Origin of the sequence: Shewanella phaeophyticola (assembly GCF_025398315.1) — a bacterium.
GTDB classification, from domain to species: Bacteria; Pseudomonadota; Gammaproteobacteria; order Enterobacterales; family Shewanellaceae; genus Shewanella; species Shewanella phaeophyticola.
The window spans coordinates 755,753-782,154 of the sequence record NZ_JAODOQ010000001.1 but is presented as its reverse complement, the minus strand read 5'-3'; the positions used below and the strand labels follow the sequence as shown (position 1 = coordinate 782,154).

At 40.1% G+C, this 26,402-nt stretch carries 22 protein-coding genes and 4 pseudogenes; 7 read left to right on the top strand and 19 right to left on the bottom strand.

What is annotated here, in order from left to right; translation table 11 throughout:
- Position 1: 1 nt before the first annotated feature.
- From N4T56_RS03720 to N4T56_RS03700, 5 genes and pseudogenes are all read right to left on the bottom strand, one after another.
- Positions 2 to 301, bottom strand: a complete 300-nt coding sequence (locus N4T56_RS03720; RefSeq protein WP_261732269.1) for a response regulator — start codon at positions 299 to 301, stop codon at positions 2 to 4.
- 1,020 nt (positions 302 to 1,321) lie between these two features.
- Positions 1,322 to 1,951: a hypothetical protein gene (locus tag N4T56_RS03715; protein WP_261732268.1), complete on the bottom strand. Its 630-nt coding sequence runs from the start codon at positions 1,949 to 1,951 to the stop codon at positions 1,322 to 1,324.
- A 581-nt stretch (positions 1,952 to 2,532) separates the two neighbouring features.
- Positions 2,533 to 3,336: a DODA-type extradiol aromatic ring-opening family dioxygenase gene (locus tag N4T56_RS03710; protein ID WP_261732267.1), complete on the bottom strand. Its 804-nt coding sequence runs from the start codon at positions 3,334 to 3,336 to the stop codon at positions 2,533 to 2,535.
- A 15-nt stretch (positions 3,337 to 3,351) separates the two neighbouring features.
- The gene (locus N4T56_RS03705) at positions 3,352 to 4,299 is read right to left on the bottom strand and encodes a glutathione S-transferase family protein (protein WP_261734745.1); all 948 of its coding nucleotides are present in this window, start codon (positions 4,297 to 4,299) and stop codon (positions 3,352 to 3,354) included.
- A 62-nt stretch (positions 4,300 to 4,361) separates the two neighbouring features.
- Positions 4,362 to 4,854 (bottom strand): annotated as a pseudogene (locus N4T56_RS03700) (DoxX family protein).
- Positions 4,855 to 5,003: 149 nt separating this feature from the next.
- On the opposite strand from N4T56_RS03700, the gene N4T56_RS03695 reads away from it, so the two are divergent.
- Complete coding sequence (locus N4T56_RS03695) at positions 5,004 to 5,912, top strand: LysR family transcriptional regulator (protein WP_261732266.1); 909 nt, start codon at positions 5,004 to 5,006, stop codon at positions 5,910 to 5,912.
- 155 nt (positions 5,913 to 6,067) lie between these two features.
- Here the strand turns inward: N4T56_RS03695 and N4T56_RS03690 are convergent, their stop codons facing one another.
- Together N4T56_RS03690 and N4T56_RS03685 are read right to left on the bottom strand one after the other, a co-directional pair.
- Positions 6,068 to 7,654, bottom strand: a complete 1,587-nt coding sequence (locus N4T56_RS03690) for a methyl-accepting chemotaxis protein (protein WP_261732265.1) — start codon at positions 7,652 to 7,654, stop codon at positions 6,068 to 6,070.
- Positions 7,655 to 8,261: 607 nt separating this feature from the next.
- Positions 8,262 to 8,375: pseudogene (locus N4T56_RS03685) on the bottom strand (transposase domain-containing protein); the annotation flags it as partial.
- A 136-nt stretch (positions 8,376 to 8,511) separates the two neighbouring features.
- Here N4T56_RS03685 and N4T56_RS03680 point away from each other — a divergent pair.
- Positions 8,512 to 8,772: a nucleotidyl transferase AbiEii/AbiGii toxin family protein gene (locus N4T56_RS03680; protein ID WP_261732264.1), complete on the top strand. Its 261-nt coding sequence runs from the start codon at positions 8,512 to 8,514 to the stop codon at positions 8,770 to 8,772.
- 324 nt (positions 8,773 to 9,096) lie between these two features.
- Here the strand turns inward: N4T56_RS03680 and N4T56_RS03675 are convergent, their stop codons facing one another.
- On the bottom strand, positions 9,097 to 10,200 hold the full coding sequence (locus N4T56_RS03675) for a Fic family protein (RefSeq protein ID WP_261732263.1): 1,104 nt from the start codon (positions 10,198 to 10,200) through the stop codon (positions 9,097 to 9,099).
- A gap of 152 nt (positions 10,201 to 10,352) precedes the next feature.
- Positions 10,353 to 10,601, bottom strand: a pseudogene (locus tag N4T56_RS03670) (DUF4400 domain-containing protein); the annotation flags it as partial.
- Positions 10,602 to 11,983: 1,382 nt separating this feature from the next.
- On the opposite strand from N4T56_RS03670, the gene N4T56_RS03660 reads away from it, so the two are divergent.
- Positions 11,984 to 12,652 carry a Crp/Fnr family transcriptional regulator gene (locus tag N4T56_RS03660; protein WP_261732262.1) on the top strand — a complete coding sequence of 223 codons (669 nt, stop codon included), beginning with the start codon at positions 11,984 to 11,986 and terminating at the stop codon, positions 12,650 to 12,652.
- 173 nt (positions 12,653 to 12,825) lie between these two features.
- On the top strand, positions 12,826 to 14,043 hold the full coding sequence (locus tag N4T56_RS03655) for a 4Fe-4S binding protein (protein ID WP_261732261.1): 1,218 nt from the start codon (positions 12,826 to 12,828) through the stop codon (positions 14,041 to 14,043).
- 556 nt (positions 14,044 to 14,599) lie between these two features.
- Here the strand turns inward: N4T56_RS03655 and N4T56_RS03650 are convergent.
- The 4 genes from N4T56_RS03650 to N4T56_RS03635 all read right to left on the bottom strand — a co-directional run bounded on the left by N4T56_RS03650 (position 14,600) and on the right by N4T56_RS03635 (position 17,018).
- Complete coding sequence (locus N4T56_RS03650) at positions 14,600 to 14,869, bottom strand: Txe/YoeB family addiction module toxin (RefSeq protein WP_261732260.1); 270 nt, start codon at positions 14,867 to 14,869, stop codon at positions 14,600 to 14,602.
- The gene (locus N4T56_RS03645; protein WP_261732259.1) at positions 14,862 to 15,116 is read right to left on the bottom strand and encodes a type II toxin-antitoxin system Phd/YefM family antitoxin; all 255 of its coding nucleotides are present in this window, start codon (positions 15,114 to 15,116) and stop codon (positions 14,862 to 14,864) included. Before N4T56_RS03645 ends, N4T56_RS03650 begins: the two co-directional genes overlap by 8 nt.
- A 313-nt stretch (positions 15,117 to 15,429) precedes the next feature.
- Positions 15,430 to 15,753 carry a cytochrome c3 family protein gene (locus tag N4T56_RS03640; protein ID WP_261732258.1) on the bottom strand — a complete coding sequence of 108 codons (324 nt, stop codon included), beginning with the start codon at positions 15,751 to 15,753 and terminating at the stop codon, positions 15,430 to 15,432.
- Positions 15,753 to 17,018: an alpha-hydroxy-acid oxidizing protein gene (locus tag N4T56_RS03635; protein ID WP_261732257.1), complete on the bottom strand. Its 1,266-nt coding sequence runs from the start codon at positions 17,016 to 17,018 to the stop codon at positions 15,753 to 15,755. Before N4T56_RS03635 ends, N4T56_RS03640 begins: the two co-directional genes overlap by 1 nt.
- 294 nt (positions 17,019 to 17,312) lie before the next feature.
- On the opposite strand from N4T56_RS03635, the gene N4T56_RS03630 reads away from it, so the two are divergent.
- The 3 genes from N4T56_RS03630 to N4T56_RS03620 are packed head-to-tail and all read left to right on the top strand — an operon-like array spanning position 17,313 to position 20,609.
- Positions 17,313 to 19,268, top strand: a complete 1,956-nt coding sequence (locus tag N4T56_RS03630; protein ID WP_261732256.1) for an ATP-binding protein — start codon at positions 17,313 to 17,315, stop codon at positions 19,266 to 19,268.
- The gene (locus N4T56_RS03625) at positions 19,268 to 19,804 is read left to right on the top strand and encodes a response regulator (protein ID WP_261732255.1); all 537 of its coding nucleotides are present in this window, start codon (positions 19,268 to 19,270) and stop codon (positions 19,802 to 19,804) included. The genes N4T56_RS03630 and N4T56_RS03625 overlap by 1 nt, the downstream gene beginning before the upstream one ends.
- Positions 19,770 to 20,609 (top strand): sigma-54-dependent transcriptional regulator, encoded by an 840-nt coding sequence (locus N4T56_RS03620; protein WP_261732254.1) that lies wholly within the window; start codon positions 19,770 to 19,772, stop codon positions 20,607 to 20,609. Before N4T56_RS03625 ends, N4T56_RS03620 begins: the two co-directional genes overlap by 35 nt.
- A gap of 122 nt (positions 20,610 to 20,731) precedes the next feature.
- Here N4T56_RS03620 and galU read toward each other — a convergent pair whose 3' ends face one another.
- The 6 genes and pseudogenes from galU to N4T56_RS03590 all read right to left on the bottom strand — a co-directional run bounded on the left by galU (position 20,732) and on the right by N4T56_RS03590 (position 26,363).
- Positions 20,732 to 21,610 (bottom strand): UTP--glucose-1-phosphate uridylyltransferase GalU, encoded by an 879-nt coding sequence (gene galU / locus N4T56_RS03615; RefSeq protein WP_261732253.1) that lies wholly within the window; start codon positions 21,608 to 21,610, stop codon positions 20,732 to 20,734.
- An 11-nt stretch (positions 21,611 to 21,621) separates the two neighbouring features.
- Positions 21,622 to 22,632: pseudogene (locus N4T56_RS03610) on the bottom strand (NAD-dependent epimerase).
- 32 nt (positions 22,633 to 22,664) lie between these two features.
- Positions 22,665 to 22,943, bottom strand: coding sequence for a hypothetical protein (locus N4T56_RS03605; RefSeq protein WP_261732252.1), 279 nt, complete (start codon positions 22,941 to 22,943; stop codon positions 22,665 to 22,667).
- Positions 22,944 to 23,912 (bottom strand): DHH family phosphoesterase, encoded by a 969-nt coding sequence (locus tag N4T56_RS03600; protein WP_261732251.1) that lies wholly within the window; start codon positions 23,910 to 23,912, stop codon positions 22,944 to 22,946. It lies immediately after the preceding gene.
- A gap of 35 nt (positions 23,913 to 23,947) precedes the next feature.
- On the bottom strand, positions 23,948 to 24,589 hold the full coding sequence (gene cysC, locus N4T56_RS03595; protein WP_261732250.1) for an adenylyl-sulfate kinase: 642 nt from the start codon (positions 24,587 to 24,589) through the stop codon (positions 23,948 to 23,950).
- A gap of 46 nt (positions 24,590 to 24,635) precedes the next feature.
- Positions 24,636 to 26,363, bottom strand: a complete 1,728-nt coding sequence (locus N4T56_RS03590) for an SLC13 family permease (protein ID WP_261732249.1) — start codon at positions 26,361 to 26,363, stop codon at positions 24,636 to 24,638.
- Positions 26,364 to 26,402 lie beyond the last annotated feature (39 nt).

Sequence of the window (26,402 nt, the reverse complement as noted above, 5' to 3'; positions counted from 1 at the left end):
TTTAAGTGGCCTTTAGCTCATGTTCAGTATCTCCATGAGCGGTAACGAAGATGATCGCAGTATCGCTTAAAGCACTATCCTTGATGATGGCATCACAGACGTCGTAGCCATTCATACCGGGCATTTGGATATCAAGTAAGATCAGATCAGGCTTAACCTGATGAGCCATCTTGATGGCATCTTCTCCATTACTTGCAAAATAGGTTTTACCTAAACCAGAGACCGCGTTATTGAGTAACCTGATGTTAGCTGGCTCATCGTCAACCAGTAAAATGACATTGACTTTATTCTTAATTTTCATCTAACTATTTCCAAAAATGTGTTCCACATCTTATTTGCGTTATCTGATCACATGAGGGCGTGGTTATCTTTGTTGATGAATAATGCCGTCGGCTATTTTCCTGTCAAACAATCGCAAATAAATGCCGTTTAGCCTGCGATGACTGGAACATAGCTTTTTGAGGATAACATGGTGCTAAGCCGCGTTAGATAATCTCGACGTGGGCAACTGTGTCCGCAATTATCCGCTTTGCCTAAAGCCATATTTATCTTTCAACATCAAAAATAAACAAAGTTCGACACGCCCGATAAAGTCAAAAGTAACAAACTAAAATAAATCCTTTTAGTTCAGTCGCTTTACTTTTCAGGACAATCAAACACGAAATTCATTTAACCTTAGTATAAATGTTTATGTTTTTAAATGGATTTTTAAACATTGCGTTTGCATCGCTCAAAAAGCACTCAACAGTAACTCACTATACTAGGAGACGACAGCCAATCCGTTTCAAATGTTTGAGCTCTGCCATTTCTGATTGATGGAGAATAGGTAACACCGAAAATAGAACCAAGTAAGGTCATTACATCTTGGGCGGCACGCTTTAGCAAAATGTGCACAAGCACACTGATTATAAGGTTATTTGAGCGAGGACAAGTGAATCGCTCGGTGATTTACAATAAATTACAGGATAAAACGGGCAGCGTCATGGTGGTAAACGAAAAAATGGATGAGTTGTTAAGGCAGGGGTTGTGATAGATCCAAGTAAAGAATGAAAGAAAACCGCTATCGTAAGATATTGATTTTGAATCTAATTAATGTACGAGGTATTTTGCTAAGTCACAAAGGCATCCAATTGATTTTATTGAAGCTAAATCCAAAAACATAATCCCATGAGACTTAAACCGTCCTTTCAGCGTCATTGAGACAGTGCCTTTGATACAGTGTCTACTGCGGTTAACCATTGAATATATTCATCATAAGTCTGGTGATGCAGACAATATCTACGCCCTCTTCCCCCGCCAACCGAGCGAGGGTTTACTGAGGCTAGTCTAACTCTTTCTTAAAATCATCATACAACTTTTGCACAATAGGCTCGGATGCCGCACTAAAGAAGTTAAGCATCGAATCTTTAGATGAAAAAAGCTCCTTTAATTTTATAGAATACCCAGGGGCGATTGGAGAAATGGGGATCGCATTATAAGACCACATGATGTTACCTGAGCGATCAAATAGCTGGGCTGCAATATTAAAGCGAGAATTAAACTCATCTGAAAAACCATGTACCATGCCTAAAACCACAACATTAAGCGTGATCACTAACTTATTTTCAGAATCGCTATCAAACTTAATATTAAGCTTGTCAGCTGTTACTTTTTCAACAAATTGCTTCTGCACAATCTCATTGAGGCTTATATCGTGTTCTTGCATAAACTGTAACGCAAGCTCTCTGACACCTAGACCGTCACTGCCTGTCGCAGAGTGATAATAACTGACACCTGTCCATTGAATTTCAACCGTGCTGATGGCCGTTAGCATGGTATTGCCGTTCGGGCTTGCTTCAAGTTTTACGGTTTGTAATTGTTCAAAATTTTGTTTTGTCAGTTTGACACCCGGCACCGATGAACAGCCACTGATCAATGTAATAAACAGTAATACTAAATAGTGAAATTTCAACGACACTCTCCCTAGGCTCTTAACAACAAAAAAAACGTAAATACCACCGCATAGTTAGGCAAGTAACAACAAAAAAACGTAAATACCACCGCATAGTTAGGCAAGTAACAACAAAAAAACGTAAATACCACCGCATAGTTAGGCAAGTAACATAACTCGTTTTAATTGCTTTGGCGATAGCCCAAATCTAAAGTCAATTGAATCAGGACTAGATTGATTTTTCCTATCTCAGAGCTGTAAAATTCCCTATGCACAGCTAACTGAGCTAAAAGAAAAACTCAAATTAAGTTCGAGGAAGTTTATTTGCGAGTTGCGCGGGTATGGTTTCTCGACTGATAGAGCTAAGCGCAACACAATAAAATGCACATATTGCAGACTTTTATTAAGCAATGGGTGGCACTAAAAAGCATCATTGTTCGACTAATGTCAAATTCTATCAGCTTTGCAGCTTGAGTTTTAATGAAGGTACTTAGCGCAGGCTCACCAACGTCGAATGAACTTCTGTCGTGAGCAGTGGCCAAGTTCTACAAACTCTTTACCACAACTCACTTGATACCACTCTCACACCCAAACAATTAACCTTATTGTCCCCAATAAAACATTGACGCTTGTATTTTCATAATCTCAATTTTAAATGCTTTATCGCTCGGCTGAGTGGCCATGCCATAACAGACATGCAAAGGCATTAAATGCTCTTCCCTTGGATGACAATATCTCGCACCTGGTGCAGCGTCCCAATGCGCCAGTTGGTTCTCTCTAGCATGTTCAGGCAGTGCCTTATCGCTAAGGGTTTCATGTAACCAGTTATCAAAGGCTATATTATTTTTGCTAACGTCTGGCGAATTCGGATTAAAAAATGCACGCATATTGTGAAACGAAAATCCGGATCCAATCACTAACAAATTATCCCAATTGAGCGATTGTAATGCCTTGCCAATTTTAATGTGCAGTTCTGGATCAAGGCCGTGAACCAATGATAACTGCACACAAGGAATGTCCGCTTCTGGATACATGATGCTAAGTGGCACAAATAAGCCATGATCAAATCCTCGCTGCTCATCTTGTTCAGCATCAATCCCGTTATCTCTAAGTAAATTCACAACACCTTTAGCCAATGCCTGTTCACCAGGTGCAGGATATTGGATCTTATAAGCTTCTTCAGGAAACCCGCCATAGTCGTAAATAATCCTTGGAGCGATTCCTGAAGTCACAGTGGCTAAACGCGCCTCCCAATGCGCGCTGATCACCAATATCGCGCTGGGTTTACCGACTTCTGTCGCGATGTGCTTTAATGTATTCACCATTTCAAAATGAGCAGGGTCGCCGAGCAAGGGCATGAGGCCACCGCCATGAGAAATATACACAATGCTTCGATTTGATTTCATGCTGACTCCAACAAGTTAATAAATTTCAGGCTCGATAGGGACAATCCCTGTTGGGTTAAGCGCTTTAATCGAGTAGTAACCTGCTTTTATATGTTCAATATTCACAGTGTTTTTAATCCCTTCGACAGCCAAAATTCGATGCATATAATCAAACAGATTTGACATATCTTTAATCCTGTTTCGATTACATTTAAACAGCCCATGGTAAACCAAATCGAATCGAATTAAAGTCACAAACAAACGAAGATCAGACTCAGTTAATGCCCCACCAAATAGAAACTCACGCCCATCAGATAGCCTATTTTCCATGGCATCGAGCGCAGCAAAGACTTTTGTATATGCCTCTTGGTAAGCTTCTTGCGAAGAGGCAAAACCGGCCTGGTATACGCCATTATTAAGATCGGTATATATAAAGTTATTCAACGCATCGATTTGTCCAGTTAACGCCTCAGGAACCAAATCGACACCTTCGCCAACAAGGTCATTAAACGCGGTATTAAACATGCGAACAATATCTGCCGACTCATTATTAACAATCGTTTGTGTTTTTTTATCCCATAGAACCGGAACGGTAGCGCGACCCGTAAAATCTGATGCAACTTGAGTATACAATTCATGCATATAAGTCACCCCATTCAAACAATCGCTATCACTGCCGTTAAAACCACCAAACTGCCAACCTTGATCGGTCAACTTAGGATTAACCACAGAAACAGAAATAATATCTTCGAGGCCTTTTAGGGTTCTCGCCATTAACGTGCGGCTTGCCCAAGGACAAATGTAAGCAACGTATAAGTGATATCGGCTCGCTTCGGCTTTAAACCCACCTTGACCAGTGATACCGGGTAAGCCATCAGGTGTAATCCAGTTTCTAAACGACGATGCTTGTCGTATAAAGCGGCCATTTTCATCTTTATTCTGAACCGGTTGCCATTTTTCTTGCCATACGCCATTCACTAACATGGGTAAATACCTCCATAACATTGGCCTTCCTAAAATGTAAGGAAGGCTGGACTCATTGAACATTAAGCCATTTGTTTCAAAGGCGACGGCTGAGTAAGCAATGCGCCACTTACAACGGTTTTTGCAAGCGCATTATCAAGCGCATAGCGTCCAGCGCCTTGAATAGAAAGTGCTACCGTTGCAGCGAACAATGCCAGTGCGTATTCATACCCATTGTTTGTCAAAAACAAGCCATGTTCAAAGTGAACACTAAAAATAGCCACTAACATCGTCAACGCGCTAACTGCAGCAGCTGGTCGGGTGAGCAAACCAAGCACCAAAGCAAGACCGCCAAAAAACTCCGCACTACCTGCCAATAGAGGCCATCAAATATCCTGGCTCCAACCCGATACTTGCCATCCATTGCCCAGTGCCTTCGAGGCCATAACCCCCAAACCAGCCAAATAATTTTTGTGAGCCATGAGCGGCCAAGATGATGCCAATGGTGACTCTTAAAGCTAAAGCGGCTAAGCCAGCATCTGATTTCAATATCTTATGTAACGTTTGCTTATTCATCGTTCAACTCCTCTGTAAGTGCAAATGAAGACTGACTGTGAGCACGCCCTCAATCAGGTTGATATTGATATTACTAGCAATAAATTAGTGAATAAATAATGGTTTTATTGGATAATTACCAACATCATGTTTGCAATGTGAATCTATCTATGAATCGATTAGAAACAATGAAAGCGTTTGTCACCGTGGCAGAATTGGGCAGTTTTACCAAAGCGGCTGAAAAACTCGCGACCTCAAATCAACTGGTGAGCAAATATGTCTCTCAATTTGAAGCGCAATTAGGGGTGAGGTTATTTAATCGAACCACTCGGCGTGTTCACTTGACCCAAGAAGGAGAGCAATGTTTACAGCATGCAATCCATATTCTGGAACGTGTTGATGATATGCAAAACCATTTTGGCCAAATCCAAAATGCTCCCAAAGGACTTTTGCGTATCAGTTCACCGGTCTCATTTTCAACATTGCATCTTGCGCCACTTATACGGGATTTTAAAAAGCAGTATCCAGAAGTGAGTATCAACCTAGAGTTAAGTGATCGCAAAGTGGATGTCATCGAAGAAGGGTTTGACGTAGTACTGAGGATAGGACACTTAAAAAGCTCATCTTTGATTGCCAAAAAAATAGCGTCAGTCAGATTAGTACTGTGCGCAGCCCCCTCGTATCTTGAAACATACGGGGCACCGACACACCCAGAGGAATTGAATCCATCGCACTTTCTACGTTACAGCTACTTGGATTATGCTGCTTCTGAAAACCCATTAATGAAAGTGCTTCACGCGAGTTCGCAAAATTATCAATCTGGGTTAGCTGCAAACAATGGTGAGATATTAATGGCAGCCGCTATTGCTGGTGAAGGCTATATTTTTCAACCCACTTTTATCGTCGGAGAAGCGCTAAAACAGGGGAAACTAAAAACCATACTCAATGATTTTGCACCTGAGACCATGGGGTTATACGCCGTCTATCCCCATCGAAAACTACTTGCTCCAAAGCTTCGAGTCTTTATCGACTTTATGAGTGATTATTTTGGCGAGCCACCCTATTGGGATCAGTACTGAAATAATTTAGCCGCTTCGGACGATATCGCCCCATCAAATAACTGTTGGTAGCTCAAAACGCCAAAGACCACCGTTGTTAGCGGCGGTCTTGATGCACGGCTCAGACCCTAAAAAATCATTGGCTTGAGGCCACTAAAATGTATAAGTCAATTTGCTTAATTATCGTGAGTGGTTTTAAGATTTCGTGATAAAAACTGCTCAACTAATACCATTTGTGAATCCACTTTCTTAACCACATCACCGCCTAGGTGAACCATATCTTGACCCAGTTCATTGCTACTGTTCACTAATCTAGATACTGCTTCTACACTTCTATTAACTTCATTAGATACCTGAGATTGTTGTTCTACAGCACTAGCAATATGATGAGTCATATCTGTGATTTGCTCAACCGCTTGACGAATTTCATTAAGAGCAACACCTGCTTTTTCCGCTTGTTCAACACAAATGCTAGCATCATTAAGCCCTTGTTCCATGCTTGATACGGCGGTACCTGTACCTTGCTGTAAACGACTGATCATATCGTGTATTTCTTTCGTTGAGGTATGAGTCCGCTGAGCTAATGAACGCACTTCATCTGCCACAACAGCAAATCCACGGCCTTGTTCTCCAGCTCTTGCGGCTTCAATTGCAGCATTCAATGCAAGTAAATTAGTTTGTTCAGCAATGGCTTCAATAACATCCAATACAGAACCAATATTTTTTCCGTGTTGCTCTAACTCGGTTATCACATTAGAAATCGTACCAAGCTGATTTGACATTTTTTGAATGGAAGAAACCATTTGCTTAACCACATCATCACCTAATGTGGTTTGAGTGAGTGCACTATTTGACGATTGAGCGGCATCAGCGCAATTTGAAGCCATATCAGTTAATGTCGCTGTCATCTCTTGCATGGCAGTAGCAACTTGTTCAATTTCAGACAGTTGTGATTGACTGTTTTGTTTAATTTCATTGCCTTTATCCGCAGACTCTCTTGCACTGGCAGAGACCTGCTCACTAGAATCAAGTGTACGACCTAACACAGCCCTGAGCTCGGATGCTTGCATTTGCAATGCTAAATCAATTTTAGCTAAATCATCATTATGTCCAGTGTAAACCGCTGAGGATATGGGATTGTCATAAATGGTCGATGTCTTTTTAACAAGTTGATTAAATCGTTTAAATGCCGTTTTTAGTGCGAATAAACCACCACAATACGAAAGGCCAAATACCCCTAAATTCATCATATCGCCTTGGCTTGCAATATAAGCCATAGGTAACATGGCAGCCGTAAAGCTTAAGTAGACTTTAATTGGTAAGGTGATTTTTGTCGGTATTATTGAGTGAGTTTTATCTTGTTTTAATTGGGTATAAATTTTTTCAGCCCGTTCAATTTGGGCTCGAGTTGGTTTCGTTCTAATCGATTGGTATTCGACAACCTTTCCTTTATAAGAAATGGGAGTCACAAAAGCATCAACCCAATAAAAGTCACCATTGGCACAACGATTTTTCACTAAACCTTTCCAAGGATCTCCTTGTTGGATATGTTGCCAAAGGTCTTTAAATGCAGCAGCAGGCATATCTGGGTGACGTACCATATTGTGTGGCTGACCAACTAAGTCTTGTTGGCTAAATCCCGCCACAGTACAAAAAGAACGGTTAGCATATTTAATATGGCTATTGGTGTCTGTGATAGATAATAAAATCCAATCTTGTGGATAATCATATTCTTTTTGCGTTATTGGTTGATTATTTCTCATTAATATAGCTCCAAGGATTTATGCCATTTCTATCCTTGAAACGGAGATGGTATGTATTAGAAAAGTAATCTCTTTAATATTACAAGTGAGTGTTAATTTATTGATATTATTGAATACTAATTATGTTCCACTTCCATTGAAAAGATCGATTAAGTAATTCTTTTTCGGCGCTCTCGAGCGACATAATGATTCCATTCATTGCTAACTGCTTCCCTATGACTTGTCAGGCAAAAACCTGTTACAACTCACCACTCAAACTGAGCCTATCCAAAGATTTTGACGTTATTGTAGGCCAAAAACCTTTTATGTAAGGCTCCTATGATGTGATGATTAGACTTGCCCATTCAATATTATGTTCTACGATATTCAAATTAGTTATCGCAATAACTGAGTATCATTCTTTGTACAGACAACAACTTATATAGGCAATCAAACGTTAAAGGATTGTATATTTATTTTTTATATCGTGCGTTCAATTTGATAAAAATTTATCGAATTGTTAACTGCATCACAAAAAAGCGTATGGTGAGAAATGGTTCTGGCCTATTTTACGGACTCACTGATTTAAAAAATTATGGATAGATTGTAAGCGTCTAAGCAACTACACCTACTTTTTAACATGCCATGGTAACAGGCTGTCGATATCCGATGCTGATTGGCACAATTCATTAAGACAAGCCATGATGTAATCAAATGGCACTAAGCCGTTGACCTTTGCCGAATTGTTTTTGTTGAGCCAAGCGCTATCGCTCTTCTAAGGCTGCGATTTGTGCATCGTTCTGCACTAATAGTTTTTCAAGTTCAGCGATGGATAGAAATAGTATTTATGACAAACAAGTACAAATTTTATACAGGTATTGCCTTTCGTTGCCAAACAGAAATGCTTTGCGCTCAAAGGTGGTACAGCAATCAATCTATTTGTCAGAGACTTTCCTCGTTTACCGGTCGATATTGATTTGGTGTATCTACCAATGAAGCTCAGAAGTGATGCTTTGCAGGAAATCTGTGATGCACTTGATGCTATTAGCGCAGATTTAAAAATAGCGTTTAAAGACGTCGAGCTATCACCTGTATTGCGCGGTACTGTTTATGAACCGAAGTTGATGGAAGTTTGCTAAGCCGTAGAAGACGAATTTGGTTATGTTGAAATGCCTGTTGATCTAGCTGATCTTTATGCTGGAAAGATATGCGCAGTATTGGATAGACAGCATCCAAGAGACTGATTTGATGTGAAGTGGCTTTTGGATAATGAAGGTTCTAGAAGCTCGCCAGAGAGCGGACTTCGTCCAACTAGGTTCTAAGTTACAACCCGCTTGTCATCCCTGAGAGCTTTTATCAGGGATCCAGGTGTTTCTTTTACGCCTTAAAAGCGTTGACGGATTCAGATGACAGAACGCTTCGCTTACGGGTTCTATAGTCCTAGATACTAGGGGTTCTAGATTCTATGATCTCGCGAGCTTATATCGAGTACTCCTTCCTCCGGCTTCACTTTTTACCAAACAACCAAGCTCTACCAAAGCCGCTAAATGACGAGAAGCGGTTGGCTTGCTGACTTTTGCCACTTTATGATATTGCGACGTATTAATGCCTTGGTCAAAATCCCCATCAAGCATTTGATTGAGCACTTTTACTTGTTCCGAGGACAATCGCGTTTGATCGACATTTCGCCAAAAGTGTGTTTTAAAAACCGTTTGGTCGATTTCTTCGAGCACATTGGTGAATGTTTCACCTAAGGTATTTAAAAACCAAGTTAGCCACGCAGTAATATCAAGCTCACCTTTCTGGGATTGCTCTAATATTTCGTAGTAGCTTTGACGCTTGGCGAATATCGCCACTGACATCGCATAGAAACGGACAGATTGACGCTCAGCCTGTGCCAGTGCTAAATCAGTAAGTAAGCGGGTGATCCTACCATTTCCGTCATCCAAAGGGTGGAGCGTCACAAACCATAGGTGTGTTATCGCGGCTCTAAGCAAAGGGTCTAAAACAGAGTCCTCACGAGAATCATTAAACCAGCCAATGAACACCTCTAGTTCAGATTCAAGCAAATCTCGGCTCGGCGCTTCAAAATGCACCGTGGGTTTATCAATCCTACCCGATACAACCTGCATAGGCTCATCCCCGCGTAACTGCCCCCCTATAACAGGGTTAAACAAGGTGTAACCCTCAGGAAACAGTCGTTCATGCCATTGTAATATTCTCTCAAGTAAGAGCGGCGAGTCTAAATTCTCCACAGCATCTAACATTATTTCTGCTAGGCCATCTGTGCGTTCAGTGGTTGGAAATGGTTTTTCTTCAGAAAGACCAAGTTTATTAGCCAACGACGAACGAACAGAAAAAGCATTGAGCTTCTCACCTTCAATGGCACTCGAATGAATAATGTTCGCCAATAGCGTGTCTAACATACTTTGCTTTTGGTCTTTAGGTTGACTCGACATCTTGCCCAACAACATTCCTTGGTGAAAGCGAATGTCTCGTAACTTGGGTTCAATGACTTTTTCATCCCAGATAAAGTTTGGCCAATCAGCTAGTTGCCAGATCCACATCTTGTCGCCTTTTGATTTAAATAACAGCACATTCAAATCATAGCATGATTCGAATAAAGCCTACAATCAAATCTAATCATGATACGAATAAACTAGGTATTCATGTCACCTCTTGACATTATCACCTGTCTTGGTAGCCATTAATCGAGGCCTCAAATCTTCTTCTGCAAGTAACTTAAGGCCAACCCCGCCATCAATGCCAAGCCGATGATCAACGACGGTAGCACCGCAGGTGGAATAGCTAATGGGGCGAACAAACCCATAAATAACAAGATGACGCCTGAGCCTGGGATGATCATACTGTAGCGGTGAATGACAGGGCTCGAAAAATCAAATGTTGTTTTCTTAATTTTCCAGAACATCAAGCCGTCCCACAGCGCCAGTAACATGAGAATAAGTGCATTAAACTAATATGCAATAAAGAGCAAAAATGTCGGCATATACAATACTAGGGTCTGTTGATCTTTCAAGGTTGTTTTTGCAGCGAATTGTTGGCCATTACTCACATTTACAACTGCGCGGCAGAGACTTTGAAGTGTAGTTATTCTACATAAAAAGTCGATAACGCAGTAAAAATGGCCAACAAACGCTGCCCAAAGGGTTCGGCTAAAAACGTTTTACTCTTTGTTGAATGATTCTTTGCAAATAAAGAGTTGCTTAGATGACTAGGCGTCAATCCATTCGCCTCGATTAAAACGTTTTTAACTCGAACAAAATTCAACCAGCAAAGATCAGCAGACCCTAGTTAATAAATTGTTTAATAGTGCGCTATGTCATAAAAATACGAATTCATATTTTTGGTTTTGAAACTGCGTATATACACACCGCCTTCTTAAAAAAAATAATCTCAACAATTATTTTGTCGATTAATTTCAGTTATTTAGATATATTCCAAGTAATTTTACAGACAGTAAAAAAACCTGAAATGGCTTGTTTTATCGCGTGAGTCGTTAATTCAAAGCGATACAACGAAATTTAATGATGCTCTACTGTCAGCAAGGCGACAGATCGAACCTCCCATCTGAATTAAATTTGACCCGAATAATATTCACTTTCGAGCAAATACAACGAGTAAAGACATGCTTAATACTTCGATTTTAACGTCGGTTGAGATGTTGCTTCACGACTTAGTGAGAGCTGGGCATTAAAGAATGTCCAATATTTTAAAAACGACTTTCTTAGCGTTATTGCCGATGAGATGGTTAACCTGAACGTATGAAATGGGATATACCAATTGATCAAAACTAGATTACATAACTGGTGATGATGAGGGGAAACATGTCTAGGGTCTGTTGATCTTTCAAGGTTGTTTTTGCAGCGAATTGTTGGCCATTACTCACATTTACAAGTGCGCGGCAGAGACTTTGAAGTGTAGTTATTCTACATAAAAAGTCGATAACGCAGTAAAAATGGCCAACAAACGCTGCCCAAAGGGTTCGGCTAAAAACGTTTTACTCTTTGTTGAATGGATTTTGCTTAGATGACTAGGCATCAATCCATTCGTCTCGATTAAAACGTTTTTAACTCGAACAAAATTCAAACAGCAAAGATCAACAGACCCTAGCGTATCTTTGATTACTAATAGTATTGTTCCATGTATTTTTTGTACAAAAAATAGGTTTTATGTTTAACACTTCACTTATTGGGTTAACCAATAAATGTACCCAATTAGGCACCAAACGTTGAGTAGATATCAGTTAACATTAACGATGAGCTACAGTCAAAATGAATCGTTAATTAGACAGTTAACAGCATTTTCTATCGTAAAAAAGGAGAGCGCGACATGCAATCAAAGATGAGAATGTCACGAATAAATATCATCGAAAAACTTAGAGAACCTCAATACGAAGGTTTTTTAGATGAATTCAGATGCAAAAGCTTTCCTAAAGGACAATTATTTAGCATCCCGAGTATGGGAAACAATGAAGTATTTATTGTGCATTCAGGCCGAGTACGCGTTTATCTTTCTTATGAAGGCCGCGAGTTTACCCTCTGCTTTCTTGAACCTGGTGACATATTCAGCACACATACTCGAGCATTCTTGGAGACATGCAAGGATTCAACTTTGATGCTTGTCGGGGCTGATATTTTTCGCGATAAAATTGCCAAGTTCCCCGAGTTATCAATCGTGATGACAGGGATTTTAGGTGAAGCACTAGGCAGCACGTTAGATCTCATCGAGGGGCTAATATTTCATGATGCGAGGTATCGATTAATCGAGTTTGTACTGTCATGGGGACAGACATCGGGTGAACAAACCGCTGAAGGACTCCGATTTGAATGTGATTTAAGCATGGAAGATATTTCCCTACTGATTGGAACAACACGCCAAACAACTTCTTCGTTAATGAATAACCTCATTCGCAATGGATACTTATATAGAGATGGAAGAAAACACTTTATTATCAGTAAATTAGATGAGCTAAAAAAATTATTAAATAGTAACACTTAACACAAGTCGAACTGAATAAACTGCAATGTATTTCTTATCATCATCGACCTTACAGCAGACTCATGACAACAAAACACGAAATGGCAACTATAACAAAGTGTTGTGGTTGAAATAGCCTTTAGGCAACACCTTTATCCATTATTGGCAGCAAACAAAACAAGATAGGATCCTCTATGAGTACAATTGAATCAATCACTTTAATGCTAGCACTAGTCTATAGCACTAGCTTACTGTACTGGGGTGGGAAAAAATGGGGCGCATTGGTCAGCGGGGCATTATTGCTCGGCGCGACTATCGCTAGTTTTTTCTGGCCGTTATTACTTATTCTGTTGGGCGCTGTAGTCGTTGTCACCACACTAGGTCAATACCAACCAGCCTTTGCGAAGGCAGAAGGCAGACCAAATAAAATACGCGAGATTTGCCAACATTTTTTCGCCCTTTCCATGTTACTAGTGGGTGTACAATATGCCATTAATGCAGCAATGCTGTATGCAGGCGAAACCCCTTGGTTAATGCGCCCTGATGTGGGTGATGCCTTTTTACCCATTGCAGGCGGTATTGAACTTAAAGCGATTTTAACGTTAGGATTATGGGATCAAAATCATCCAGCTGCAGTAGTGATGCTATGTGTTGTGTTATTAACAGGGCTTATTTGCAAACGGGCTTTTTGTGGTTGGGCTTGTCCATTAGGGTTAGCAGGTGAATACCTTTATAAACTCAGAAAACATTTTATCTCTGCAGAACTGTTGCCGCCAGCCTGGTTAGATTGGCCACTAAGAATGCTTAAATACTTATTATTAGCAGCCCTTGTGTATTTGGTCATTTCAATGCCAACAGCAAGTCTTCCGAATTACTTAACAGGCAACTACCACAAGGTAGCAGACTTAAAAATGGCAGTGTTTTTTATGATGCCATCAATGGTTGCCTTGATCGGCTTCAGCATCATCTTTGCGTTAGCGGCATGGCGTCGTCAAGGGTTTTGTCGCTACATTTGCCCATATGGTGCGATGTTAGGCATTGTGAGCTTTTTTAGTCCATTTAAAATTCGCCGTAATACACAACATTGTTTGATTGAAGCTAAAGGCATGAGTTGCGATAAATGTACCCGTGCTTGTCCTGCGAATATATCGGTTCATACTCAAAAAAATATTCGCTCAGACGAATGCCAAGCCTGTATGCGCTGTATGTCAGCTTGCCCTAAGAAAGAAGAGGCACTGCAATTTAGCACCCGTAATGGCATTAAACTTTCTGCAAGAGGACTGATGATCTTACTGTTTACGCTGATGTTTATGGTGCCGTTATTTGCCTATGTAAGCGGTTACTGGCACAGCCAAACCCCTCAAGATATAAAGATGGAGCTGATACAAAAGCTGGATCGTATCGGTCATTAGTCTTAACCTCTACGTTACCTGCCCTTAACGGTTGATAAAAGCAGTTGAAATCTCAAACTGACTTATTTAATCGTTAGGGGGCTTTCTTAAACATCAATTCGTCTTTTAATTTTCATTGTATTTAACACTGCGAAGAAGACAAAGAGAATAGACGCTTAATTTGCTGTAATAAAAACAGGAACGTGCTCACCCCTGCGTATTATTGAGATAAAAGGTTTACCGTCAGTAATGTAAATGACTTACCTGTGAGTCAGTATGAAGAGCAATTATTGAGCTAGAGGTGTGGACATCTGCTCATTGGCCTTAAATATACAAAACAATATGTTGTGTAGAGGCAAAATTTGCCCCTGAACATGCCAGTCTCTTTTTTGTATTTAACCTGATACATAAAGGTTTAATCGTTAAGAAATGTTAGATCGCGCCGTTTTTTAACGACAATTATCACCCACTCAACTCACTTTAGTATTAAGTAAGACTCCGTTAAAAAGGTCTCTTTTATCATGACGATAAAATCAACCTCTATCAAGGCTATTGAGTTGCTTAGCGGTGAAGCTAGTTAATAGTGGTAACGACACGAAATTATCGTGACAGCGTGATCATCAACAGCATAAACAAGCCTATTTGTGTCATCAATACGACGCGACCAAAAACCAGATAAGTGTTCCTTTAGTGGCTCTGGTTTACCTATTCCCTCAAATGGCGAACGTTTAACATCATTGATCAGCTTATTAATTCGCTTTAGTGTTTTCTTGTCTTGAGTTTGCCAGTACACATAGTCAGTCCAAGCATCGTCAGTCCAAGACAGTGAACACATGCGACTACTCATCAATTAACTCTCGTGCTGTTGTTTTACCAGCACGATACTGCGCTATGGAACGATTTAAATGCTTGGCATTTTCAGGCGAGCGAAGTAAATGAACTGTCTCCATAAGACTATTGTAATGGTCTAGAGACATAACCACTGCATCTTCCGAATCACGGCGAGTAATTACGGTTGTGTCAGCATCATTAACGACACCGTCTAACACTGCCTTGAGACTGTTTCTAGCTTCAGTAAAAGATACGATCCTCATATGAATCTCCACATGTACATTTAATTGAACAAGTATAACCTTGCATTTTTGAGTTGTACAACTAATTGGACATGTATATTAATAAAGCAACTCACGTTCTAATCATTTATGCGTTGCACAGTTTGCAAGACATCAATTGCTTGTTGGACTTGGCCGATGTCACATTCACATAAATCACTGAATGATCTACCGCCCAAGATGTATGAGCGATTAAATGAGGAAAACTCTCTTAAAATATGATCTATATAAGGGAGGGTTACACTTCCAGACATTAAGCATTTAATATCTGGAAGGATATTTCGGTGAAATTATATTAATAATGGCAAGTTTTACAGTCTCGATCTGCAGTCTTACCATCATGACATGACCAACAAAACTCTTTTTTATTATGATCTTGTAAAGTAAAACTATACCTTTTGGGTTCAAATATTGCTTCACCATCGATCGGACTATGACAGTCACCGCAGGTGTAGAAGCCGTTTCTTGCATGAGTTTCAGAAGAAAAAATCACGGCTCCCTTACCGCCACCACCATATTGTCGGTCCTCTTCAATTGGCGTTGCCGTTGCACTAAAACTAATTAATTCAAAGGCCGCCACAGCGAGCAATAAACAAAGGTTTGCTGTGGTAAGCTTCATTAGACCTCCTGCATCACAATAGATGGGTCAACATTACGGACATCAGCAACACCGGTCAGCACCATGCTAGACACTAGCTCTGTATGGAAGCGTGCAAATTGCATCTCAACTCCTTTGACTCCACCACCCAGACTTGCTCGCAACATCGGCCGACCGACCAATACCGCTTGAGCGCCATAAGCTAAAGCTTTGAGAACATCTCCCCCATCACGAACACCACCGTCGACTAAAATGGGCATTTTATAACCACGATCACGTAAGGCTTTTACAATTGATGGGAGTACATGCATTGTTGCCGGTGTAGAGCTCAACACTCGACCACCATGGTTTGAAACAACGATTGAACCACAGCCAGCTTCAGCACACATCAGCGCTTCTTCTGGCGTCATGATCCCTTTTGCAATAAAAGGGATTTTTGCGTAATTAACAATTTCTTTGAGTTTTTTCAGATCTTTAGGCTCTACAGTTTTACCTGGCAAAGCGCGAGCAGCCCGTCCAGCAGAGTCTACGTCAATTGCAAAAAATGGGGCTCCCACATCTTGGACAATATCAAGTCGTTCAAAAATTTCTTTTTGAGTTCTCGGCTTAATTTGAGCAACTGCACGACCTCTAAACTCACTAACAACAGCCATACGACGTTTAAAGGTTTCGAGCGGATCACCAATACCATCAGCAGCCCACCCTAGACAACCGGAGTTTGCTGCACCTTCAATAATACCTCGTGCATACTTTTCTTCTGTCATCGTTTCACCGTCAAATGCGAGCTTATTAGCGGCTCCCATGTTATAGGTCAACCCCCCAGTGATCCCGGTTAAAATTGGTGATGATAATTTAACACCCAATAATTCAATTTCAGTTTTAGGTTGAGATATCGTGTGCACGGTCTGTAATTTGAGGCTCATTTCTTCAAATGCTTCAATATTGCGAACAAAGCTTTTTCGTTTACCTCCCATGCCAGGAACGGTCTCTCCGCAAGATCCTTTACCGTTACATCTCCCTGCCCCAGATATGTCACATGCGGCGCAGGTATCCATGATTTTTTTGGCGTTTATAAGGACATCTTTCAGTATTTGTGGGTCTTTAATGTATCCTGAAACAGATTTGGGGGCGTCAGTTGCTGCAACAGAACTAACAACACCAGCGGTTGCAGTGTTTGCTTGTGCTGATGTGGCTGACATTGCAAAAGTACTTGCTGCAGCGATTGCGACACCTTTAGAGAGAAACTCTCGGCGATTTTGATTTAATTCATTTTCTTTGTTATTCATTTTATCAGTCCCTTTTATTGCTCAGTTATCACACAGCCCCCAACTTACTCCTGTCGACATACTGAACAGTACTAATGCAACCTAAAAATTCGTGTTAGATCTATTACCTTTGAGAAATTTGAAACGTGCCCCCTGCAATATGCAAAAAGTCATAATGCTTAGTTTAAGGTTCCTTATGAAGTGAACATATTCACAAATAAATTTATTGTGTGATTTCATCCGCAGATCCGCTTGAGAAAGCTGCACTTCACGACAACAGGATTTATCGTTAACGTTAAGTCGTTTAGGAGTATCATGATGAATTTGGATAGAAAATATTGTAACAATATGATTTATCTAATTTTGTCTGTATTATTATTTTCTGTTCAGGTAAGTGCGGAGCCAAAGCTAACACTTAATGTGCATAGCAATACCCCACCATTTGAGTGGCGAAATACTCAGGGAGAAGAAAGTGGTTTCAACATCGACCTTGCACGTTATATTACTTCACAGTTGCAATATGATATTGATATTAGACGTCAAACATTAGCTCAAACGCTCTATTCAGTGACAAATGAACCTAGGCAATTAGCTGTCATTGCAGTGCCTGCTGGCCATGAGTTAAACATTAATACTGCGTTACCATTATTGCCCACCTTTGTTAGCGCTTATAATCGTCGTGGCGAAGAAAAAATTAATACTTGGGAGGATCTAAAAGGTAAGACTGTAGCAATCAAAGCCTCTTCATCTGTAGATATGTATCTCAAGAAATTTCCCGCAGATTTCACCATCATTCCTGTTGTCACCAATGAAGAAGGCTTTAAATTACTCGTCGCCGGTCAAGTCGACTATGTTGTCTCTGAATTTTATTGCTCAAGACGCATGCTCAGTATTTATCCTTCCGTTAAGACTGCGGGTAAACCGCTATTATACAGTCAGTTTTATTTGATTATGTCTAATAAAGATCCCGCTTTTGTCAGTGCAGTAAATGAAGTCATTAAGCGCAGTTATGACAATGGTTATTTTGACGATTTATTGAATCGATGGATGGGATTTGGTAAAGAAAAAATAGAATTAACACAAACTCGTGAGTACTTTTCTAAAGGCGTCCTTATCACTGCTATCGTTTCAAGCATTGGCTTACTCATTACGTTCTACGTCAGCATCGTGTTGAGGCAAAAAACCCGCACATTAAAAACTGAGCTTGAACAACGCCTAAAAGCCGAAGAAGAAATTATACGTGTTTCTTCACAATTTCATTCAGTATTAGACGGATTACCTTATGGCGTATGCCTGCTTGGGAATGAACAACAATTAATATGGCAAAATAATAAATATCCTTGGATCTTAAACTTAGATGTACTCAAACAGACACAATCAACAATTCACTTATCTCATTTAATTCAGTCTGTTTTTGCTGGAGAAAGCTCAAAAAGTGTAGAGTTCACATATAAAAATAAATATTGGAAATTAGAATTACACCTTATTTCGACAGAAATGGTGGCGCTTTTTATAGAAGATTACACAGAAAAGGTTGAGTTAATAAAAACAACTGAATTATCAACACGCTTAGCGTCGTTAGGGGAGCTGTCAGCAGGAATTGCACACGAAATAAATAATCCTGTAGGGCTTATTACTCAATCTGTAAACCTAATGCGGGATTTGTTAGACGATATCCGTTTTGACTTTAATGGGTCTAAGGATTCGGTGGATCCATTATTAACAGAATTGGATTATATCTGTCGCTCAGTTGATGAAGCCTCTAATCGAATAAGTAATATTGTCAGAGATCTTAAAAGTTTTGCTCAGCCTGGTTTTTATACTGAGTTTAAACCAATTGACTTAAATAAAGTCATAGAAACAGCATTAAGATTAACTCAAAATACAATTAAGCGTCAAAAGCTGGTGTTGCAGCTAAATGAACATATTCCCTTGATAAAAGCAGATGAACTGCAACTGCAGTTAGTTTTTGTTAATTTTATCCAAAACGCTTGTTTAGCAATGGATAAACCTGAGCCAATTTTAACAGTGAGTACTGGAATTGAAAATGGCGATGTTTATGCCATTGTGTCGGATAATGGTTGCGGAATGGAACCTAAAACATTGGCACGGATCCGTGAGCCATTTTTTACGACTCGTAGGAATATGGGAGGCACGGGGTTGGGTCTATCAACGAATAATAAGATCTTAGCTGAACATCGAGCTCAATGGATAATCCATTCTCACTTAGGGACGGGTACAGAAATGAAAATCGTGTTTAGGAGTCTTTGATGAAATTGACTCGAAATATATTGGTTATTGATGATGAAACGCGATGGTTACGTACCATTAATATGGTGCTTTCTCGGCATATTCCTGAGGCTTGCACTCACACTTGTGAAAATAGTCGCCAAGCACTTCAACTTATCGCTGACTTGGATATTGCATTAGTTCTGCTAGATCTCAATATGCCTTTACTTGATGGACATCAATTACTGCGCGACATTCGAGATCATGCACCTTACGTAAGAATCATCGTCGTAACAGGCCTCAATGACACTGAAGTTGCAGTGGAATGCATGAAACAAGGAGCTTATGACTTTATTGCCAAAACAAGCTCAACCGAACAACTATTATTATGTGTACGAAGAGCCATGGAGGTTATTGGGTTAGAGCGTAATTACCATCGTATTAAGGATGGTTTTTTTAACCGTAAAAGCCTTAGGGCTTTTGATCCGTTATTAACAACAGATATCAAGATGCATGATTGTTTCACCTACGCAGCCTCACTGAGTGAAAGTTGCGAGTACTATTTTGTTAGAAGGTGAAACCGGTACAGGAAAACGATTATTTGCAAAATCTTTACATCAATTACTTTGCCCAAACGAACCAATACTTGAGCTATCACTTTTAGGCATAACGGTTTCTGAGTTAGAAGAAAAGTTATTTGGAAATATGACACAAACAGGATTTTTACATGCTGCAAATGCAGGAGTATTGTTACTAACGGATGTAAGTGAAGCGTCTGAACCCGTACAAATCACTCTCACTCGATTGTGTCAGTTTAAGCGTTACTTTCCTATTGGCTCTTTGCGAGAAAAATCGTTCAAATGCCGATTATTGTTTACTAGCCAGCAAACCTTAGAACAGCTTGAAATTAAGAGTTTCTATTTAGGATTACTGTACCTTTTACGACCTCAACGGATCTCGTTACCGCCACTTCGTGACCGAAAAAATGATATAGGTTTATTACTGATACATTTTACCGAACAAGCCTGTCAAAGACTTGAGCGAGAATATTTATCTGCCCCTGTAGAGTTAATTGAAAAACTAGAACCTTACGACTTCCCAGGTAATATTACCGAACTCAAATCATTGGTTTTTAGTGCCGTTCATATCAGCTACGGTAATGAGTTGTCGGTGACACCATTTCTTCAAGCACTAAAACAATCATCCCCTTCACAAGTCAAGCAAGACATAAAGTTCCCTGAAATGCTTCCAACAATTAATGACTTAGTGCAAAAGCTCATCCATGAAGCATTAGTTCGCACAAATAACAATCAAAGCGCTGCAGCGAAGTTACTAGGTATAACTCAAAGTGCTTTAAGCCGCCGCCTAAGTAAAAGTGAATGAAATTAATTGAAAATGGAATCGCTCACAGAGGGAAATAGGTCATGCTTTTGCTCTCCCTCAACGAAAAAAAAGCCAACTTACAACGTAAATTGGCTTTTATCATTTAGCACTAAACAATACTGTTAAAACATACCTTCAATACGTTCTTTAAACTCTTTGCCTAACTTAGGGTCACGCAAGCCATACTCGACAAAAGCAGCCATATAGCCCACCTTATCGCCACAATCATGCGACTTACCGGTCATATTAAATGCTTCAACGGTATCTTGCTCAATTAACATATCAATAGCATCAGTTAATTGAATTTCATCCCCTGCACCCGCTGGAGTTTTAGCTAATAATCGCCAAATTTTTTCTGACAATACATAACGGCCAACAACCGCTAAGTTCGATGGAGCTTCACCAACGGCAGGTTTCTCAACCATGGCACTGATTTTCGCTGAATCACCAGGCGCAATATCCACGCCATTACAATCAGCAATACCGTATTTATTAACTTGATCGTCAGGAACAGGAGCCACCATAATCTGGCTAGCAAAACTGGTTCTGTAACGGGCAATCATAGACGCTAGGTTTTCATTTTTTTGATCAGCAGTGTACTCATCTAAAATCACATCAGGTAACACCACCGCAAAGGGGTTATTGCCTATACAAGGTTGTGCACATAAAACAGCATGCCCCAAACCTTTAGCTTCACCTTGACGCACATGCATAATAGTCACATCTTTTGGGCAAATGGCCTGCACTTCTTCAAGCAACTGACGTTTAACACGTTTTTCTAGCGTCGACTCAAGTTCAAAAGACTTATCAAAGTGGTTTTCGATGGCATTTTTACTGGCATGAGTAACCAATATAATTTCTTTAACACCGGCGGCAACACATTCATTTACAATGTATTGAATCAATGGCTTATCAACAATAGGTAACATCTCTTTCGGAATTGCCTTGGTCGCAGGCAACATGCGTGTACCCAAACCCGCAACAGGGATAACAACTTTCATCTCAACTCCTTTTAAATGTTATAATATTTTTTATACCAACTCACAAACTTACCTATTCCCTCTCGGATATCTGTTGTGGAAGCATATAATCAATTAAATCAAACAACTCACTTGAGTCCGCCCAGGTAGCATGAACATCACCAGACTGTAATGGCAGCATATTTTTAACCGCATTAATGCCAATAACATCCTCAAGCGCCTCAACAAAATCCAATAACTTCACCGGATTCCCATTACCAAGGTTATAAACTCGGTAGGGGGCACTACTCTGAGACAACGGGTCATCACTCATGCTCCAGCCATCATTTGCCTGAGGAATCTTATCTTGTACGCGAATAACCCCTTCAACAATATCATCGATAAAAGTGAAATCTCTACTTAAATCACCATAATTATAGATATCAATAGGTTCACCATTAAAAATCGCTTTAGTAAACTTAAATAAAGCCATATCAGGGCGTCCCCAAGAGTGCGTACACCGTAAAAAAACGTAAACCCGTTGTTGGCAAGCCATATAAATGAGAATAGCTATGACTCATTAATTCGTTGGCTTTTTTCGTTGCGGCGTAGAGCGAAATAGGATGATCAACACTTTGTTGGGTCGTAAAGGGAATATTATCGTTCAAGCCATATACAGAACTCGATGACGCATAAACAAGGTGCTCTACTTTATGATGACGGCAAGCTTCTAATATCGCTAAATGTCCCACTAAATTACTTTCGGCAAACACCATGGGTTGTTCATGTGAATACCTTACCCCAGCTTGTGCAGCTAGGTGAATAACCCGATTAAATCCATGTGCAGCAAACAACCCATTGAGTTTAACACTATCAGATAAATCGATTGTGACAAATGAAAATGATAAATCATGGCCAATATGAGCCAATCTGGCATGCTTTAAACCAACATCATAATATTCATTAAGGTTATCAACCCCCACAACATCATGACCAGCTTCACACAAGGCTTTACATACTGCAGAACCTATAAATCCAGCAGCCCCTGTCACTAAAAACTTCATACAAACTCACTTAAAAACTGGTTCATCAGAGCCTATAAACGATACGTGCGACTAATGATGTCACCGGTCTTAGCATCAATGAGAGATATAGAAATAGAGCACGGTAACACTTCAACATCCCAATAAACGCTCCACCCTAAAAACTCTCTACGTGAGATATTCGGGTTTAACACCGGGAATTGATATTCTTCAGCACACATCAATAGCTCACAGCAATAATCAAATACATCATCTGTCGAATTAAATTGTCCATCTACAGCTAAATGATTTGTTACGCTACGCGCAATATCATCAATAAAATGATTCAACATCTAAGTTATTTGCCCAGAATAATAACGCTCAGTGACCGAGATAAACTGTTTAACATCATCTTTTGCTAATGCGTTAATACCCGCAGCAGCAGCTCGTCCACCGCCAGTAGCAAATTGGCTACAAATATCGCCCGCACCTTGCTTGTTATTTAATGGTGCTCTCAAAGAAACAGTGTATGTATTGTCAGCATTTGATGTTAACACACCATTAGCACGATCAGGGGTTTGGTTAGCCAAATGATTACCGTATACACCACTAACACGCCTTGCCCAAGGCAAGTCAGGTAATTCAAACAAGGCAAAATGCTCACCTTCGTAACGAGGTGCAATCGCTAATGCATTGGCCATATCGGCCTCGTAAGCATCATTTAACACCCAATATGGTGAGCTTTTGTCAGCAAACAAATCAAAAGGCGAAGGATAATTTAATAGTGATTGGTATAGTTCGGCTGGATGAAAATGTAAATCCTCCACACTTGAGCCATAACCATTATAATTGATTAAAATACCCAGTTGTTTTAACTGTTCAGATTGCGCTTCAGTTAAACCAGCTTCTTTGCTTAGTAAGTCAGCCTTGGCAAATAAATTATCACCATAAGCTGCCGTTATCGCCCATAAGTGAAACTGACCATCAAGCCATTTATCAACCAGTAAACCAGTGCAAACATTAGGATCTAAATCTATCAACGCATTGAGATGAGCAACATCAGGAATATCACCACTACGATGATGATCGGCATAAAAAACCTTTACACCAGAATCTAGCAACTTAACCAATGCACTAATGTTTTTCTCCATTGAAATATCCAATACCACCACTTCATCGGTATCAACAACAGGGACTGTTTTCAATAGCTCAATATCGCGCTTAACCCCTGTAATTAATTTATTGTTAGCGGGTTGAGCCAAACGCAGTTGTAAGAGCGAAATAATGCCATCTGCATCACCATTAAACACATCGTAATTCATAATTTAAGCCTAAATAACATATACACATCGCTAAGTTAGCGGGCGATAAAACCTTTTTCAATCAAATACTCAACAACTTGTGATGCACAGTGCTCAATAGAGCCCAATGCTGTTTGCACATGCACTTCAGGCGAAACCGGAGCATCATAAGTTGAATCAATACCTGTAAAGTTTTTAATCTCGCCAGCGCGCGCCTTCTTATAAAGCCCTTTTGGGTCTCGACTTTCGCAAACATCGATAGGAGTATCAATAAAGACTTCAACAAATACCCCTTCAGGCAATAAATCTCTCACCATTTGTCTGTCGGCTAAAAAAGGCGAAATAAATGCAGTTGAGACAATAAGGCCAGCATCGGCAAACAGTTTAGACACTTCGCCAATACGACGGATGTTTTCAACTCGGTCGTTATCCGTAAAGCTTAAGTCACCATTTAATCCATGACGAACATTATCGCCATCCAGAACATAGGTTTTACACCCCAAATCAAACAACATTTTATCAACGGCATTCGCCACAGTAGATTTACCCGAACCACTTAATCCGGTATACCAAAGCACCACAGGTTTGTGGCCGTTAGCGTCGACTCGTTGCTCGGGAGTCACACTGGCTTGATGCCAAACAACATCGGATGATTTATCACCCGCTACATCGACATTTTTATAAGGCACATCTGACATTGATTAATCCTTTAGTACTGACTTCACTTGAGTACTTTGTTAAACATTAAAACGGAAATACGATGGGTACCATAAACAACACCACCGCGCCATAAACAAGACTGACAGGCAAACCAACTTTAACAAAGTCAGCTAAACGGTAATTACCCGCATTAAACACCATTAAATTGGTTTGATAACCATAAGGGCTAATAAAACTGCCACTGGCAGCAAAGGCAACGGTCATAACGAAGGGCAACACATCCACGCCAAACCCTAATGCCACACTATACCCAATAGGAAACATTAACGCCGCGGCAGCATTATTCGTCACTAGTTCTGTCATCAGCCATGTGACAACATAAACAAAAACAAGTGCCATAAACACGTAACCGGGGTCATTAAATTGTTTAATCCACTCACCTAACAAATCAACAACACCAGAGTTCACTAATGCATTGGACAACAAAATAGCCGATGACACCACCAGCCAGATATCAATAGGAAAACGCCTCAGCAACTCATTGGCGGTTAAACATTTAGCAAATAATAAACTGCCAAGTAAAAGCACCAACCCTTCTAATAAATCGACAGCGCCAATCGCCGCTAAAGCAATGATGGAAATAAAGCCACCAATCGATAACCAAGCTCGCCAACCATTAATTCTGCTTTCAGGCTCAACACCCGATAACACAAGAAAGTTTTTACTGATATTGGTTCGGGTACGGTAGTCTTCACCAACCGCTAACACTAAAAAATCACCGGCGCGAATAACCACCTCACCGAGTTTACCTGACACCTGCTCTCCATCACGGCGTATAGCAACGACAGCGGCGTCAAACAATGCTCTAAAACCAATATTCTTTAACGTTTGCCCAGTTATTATGCTCTCTTGTCTAACCACGACTTCAGTCAAATTGCTGTCTAACGAACCATTTTTTTCAGCAAAAATCTCTAAACCAGAAAATTGCCCCAACTGCAAAAGCTTAGTCACTTCACCACAAAAAATAAGTCTATCATTGACTTGAATCACTTCTGTTGGCGCTACAGGGCTAATTAAGCGACCTTGGCGTACCACTTCAACTAAAAATAATGATTCTAAATGCCTTAAACCATTCACTTCAACTGAGCGACCAACCAACTCAGACCCCTCAAGTACTTTAGCATCAATAAAATACCCTGCAGAACTCGCTTTTTCTTGGGCAATATCAGGCAAAAATCGAGTGCAAAAAAACATCACAATACCGCAAGTAAGCACTAAAACCGCACCCACCGCAGTAAAAGAGAAAAAAGACAACGACCGCCCCGAAGCCTCAATATACATAGAGTTAACAATTAAATTGGTCGAGGTACCAATTAATGTCAATGTACCACCAAGGATAGAAGCATAAGACAAGGGAAGTAATAACCGACTGGCAAAATGATGCGGGTTATTTCTAATTGGAGATAATAAGGTCGCGACAACGGCCGTATTATTTAAAATGGACGAAAACAGTGTCGTTATACCAAACAACCTCAACCAAGTAGAGTGGTAATTATTAACAATAATTTTTGAGGCGATAATACGGAGTAAACGAGTTTTTTCTAGCGCGAGGGAGCACAACACCAACAAGATTAATGTCACCAGCCCAGGGTTTGCAATACTGGTCAACAATTGAGTTTTTGTCACCAAATTACAACCAATTAAGGCGACCAATGTGCCGCCAAATACAGCAACAGGACGACTTTGCAATACAATTAACCCAATTACAGTTAATGCAAAAATCAGTAATGTTAGATAAGCATCTAATGACATGAAATATATCACCATCCATAGCTAAAAAATTGACTCGTA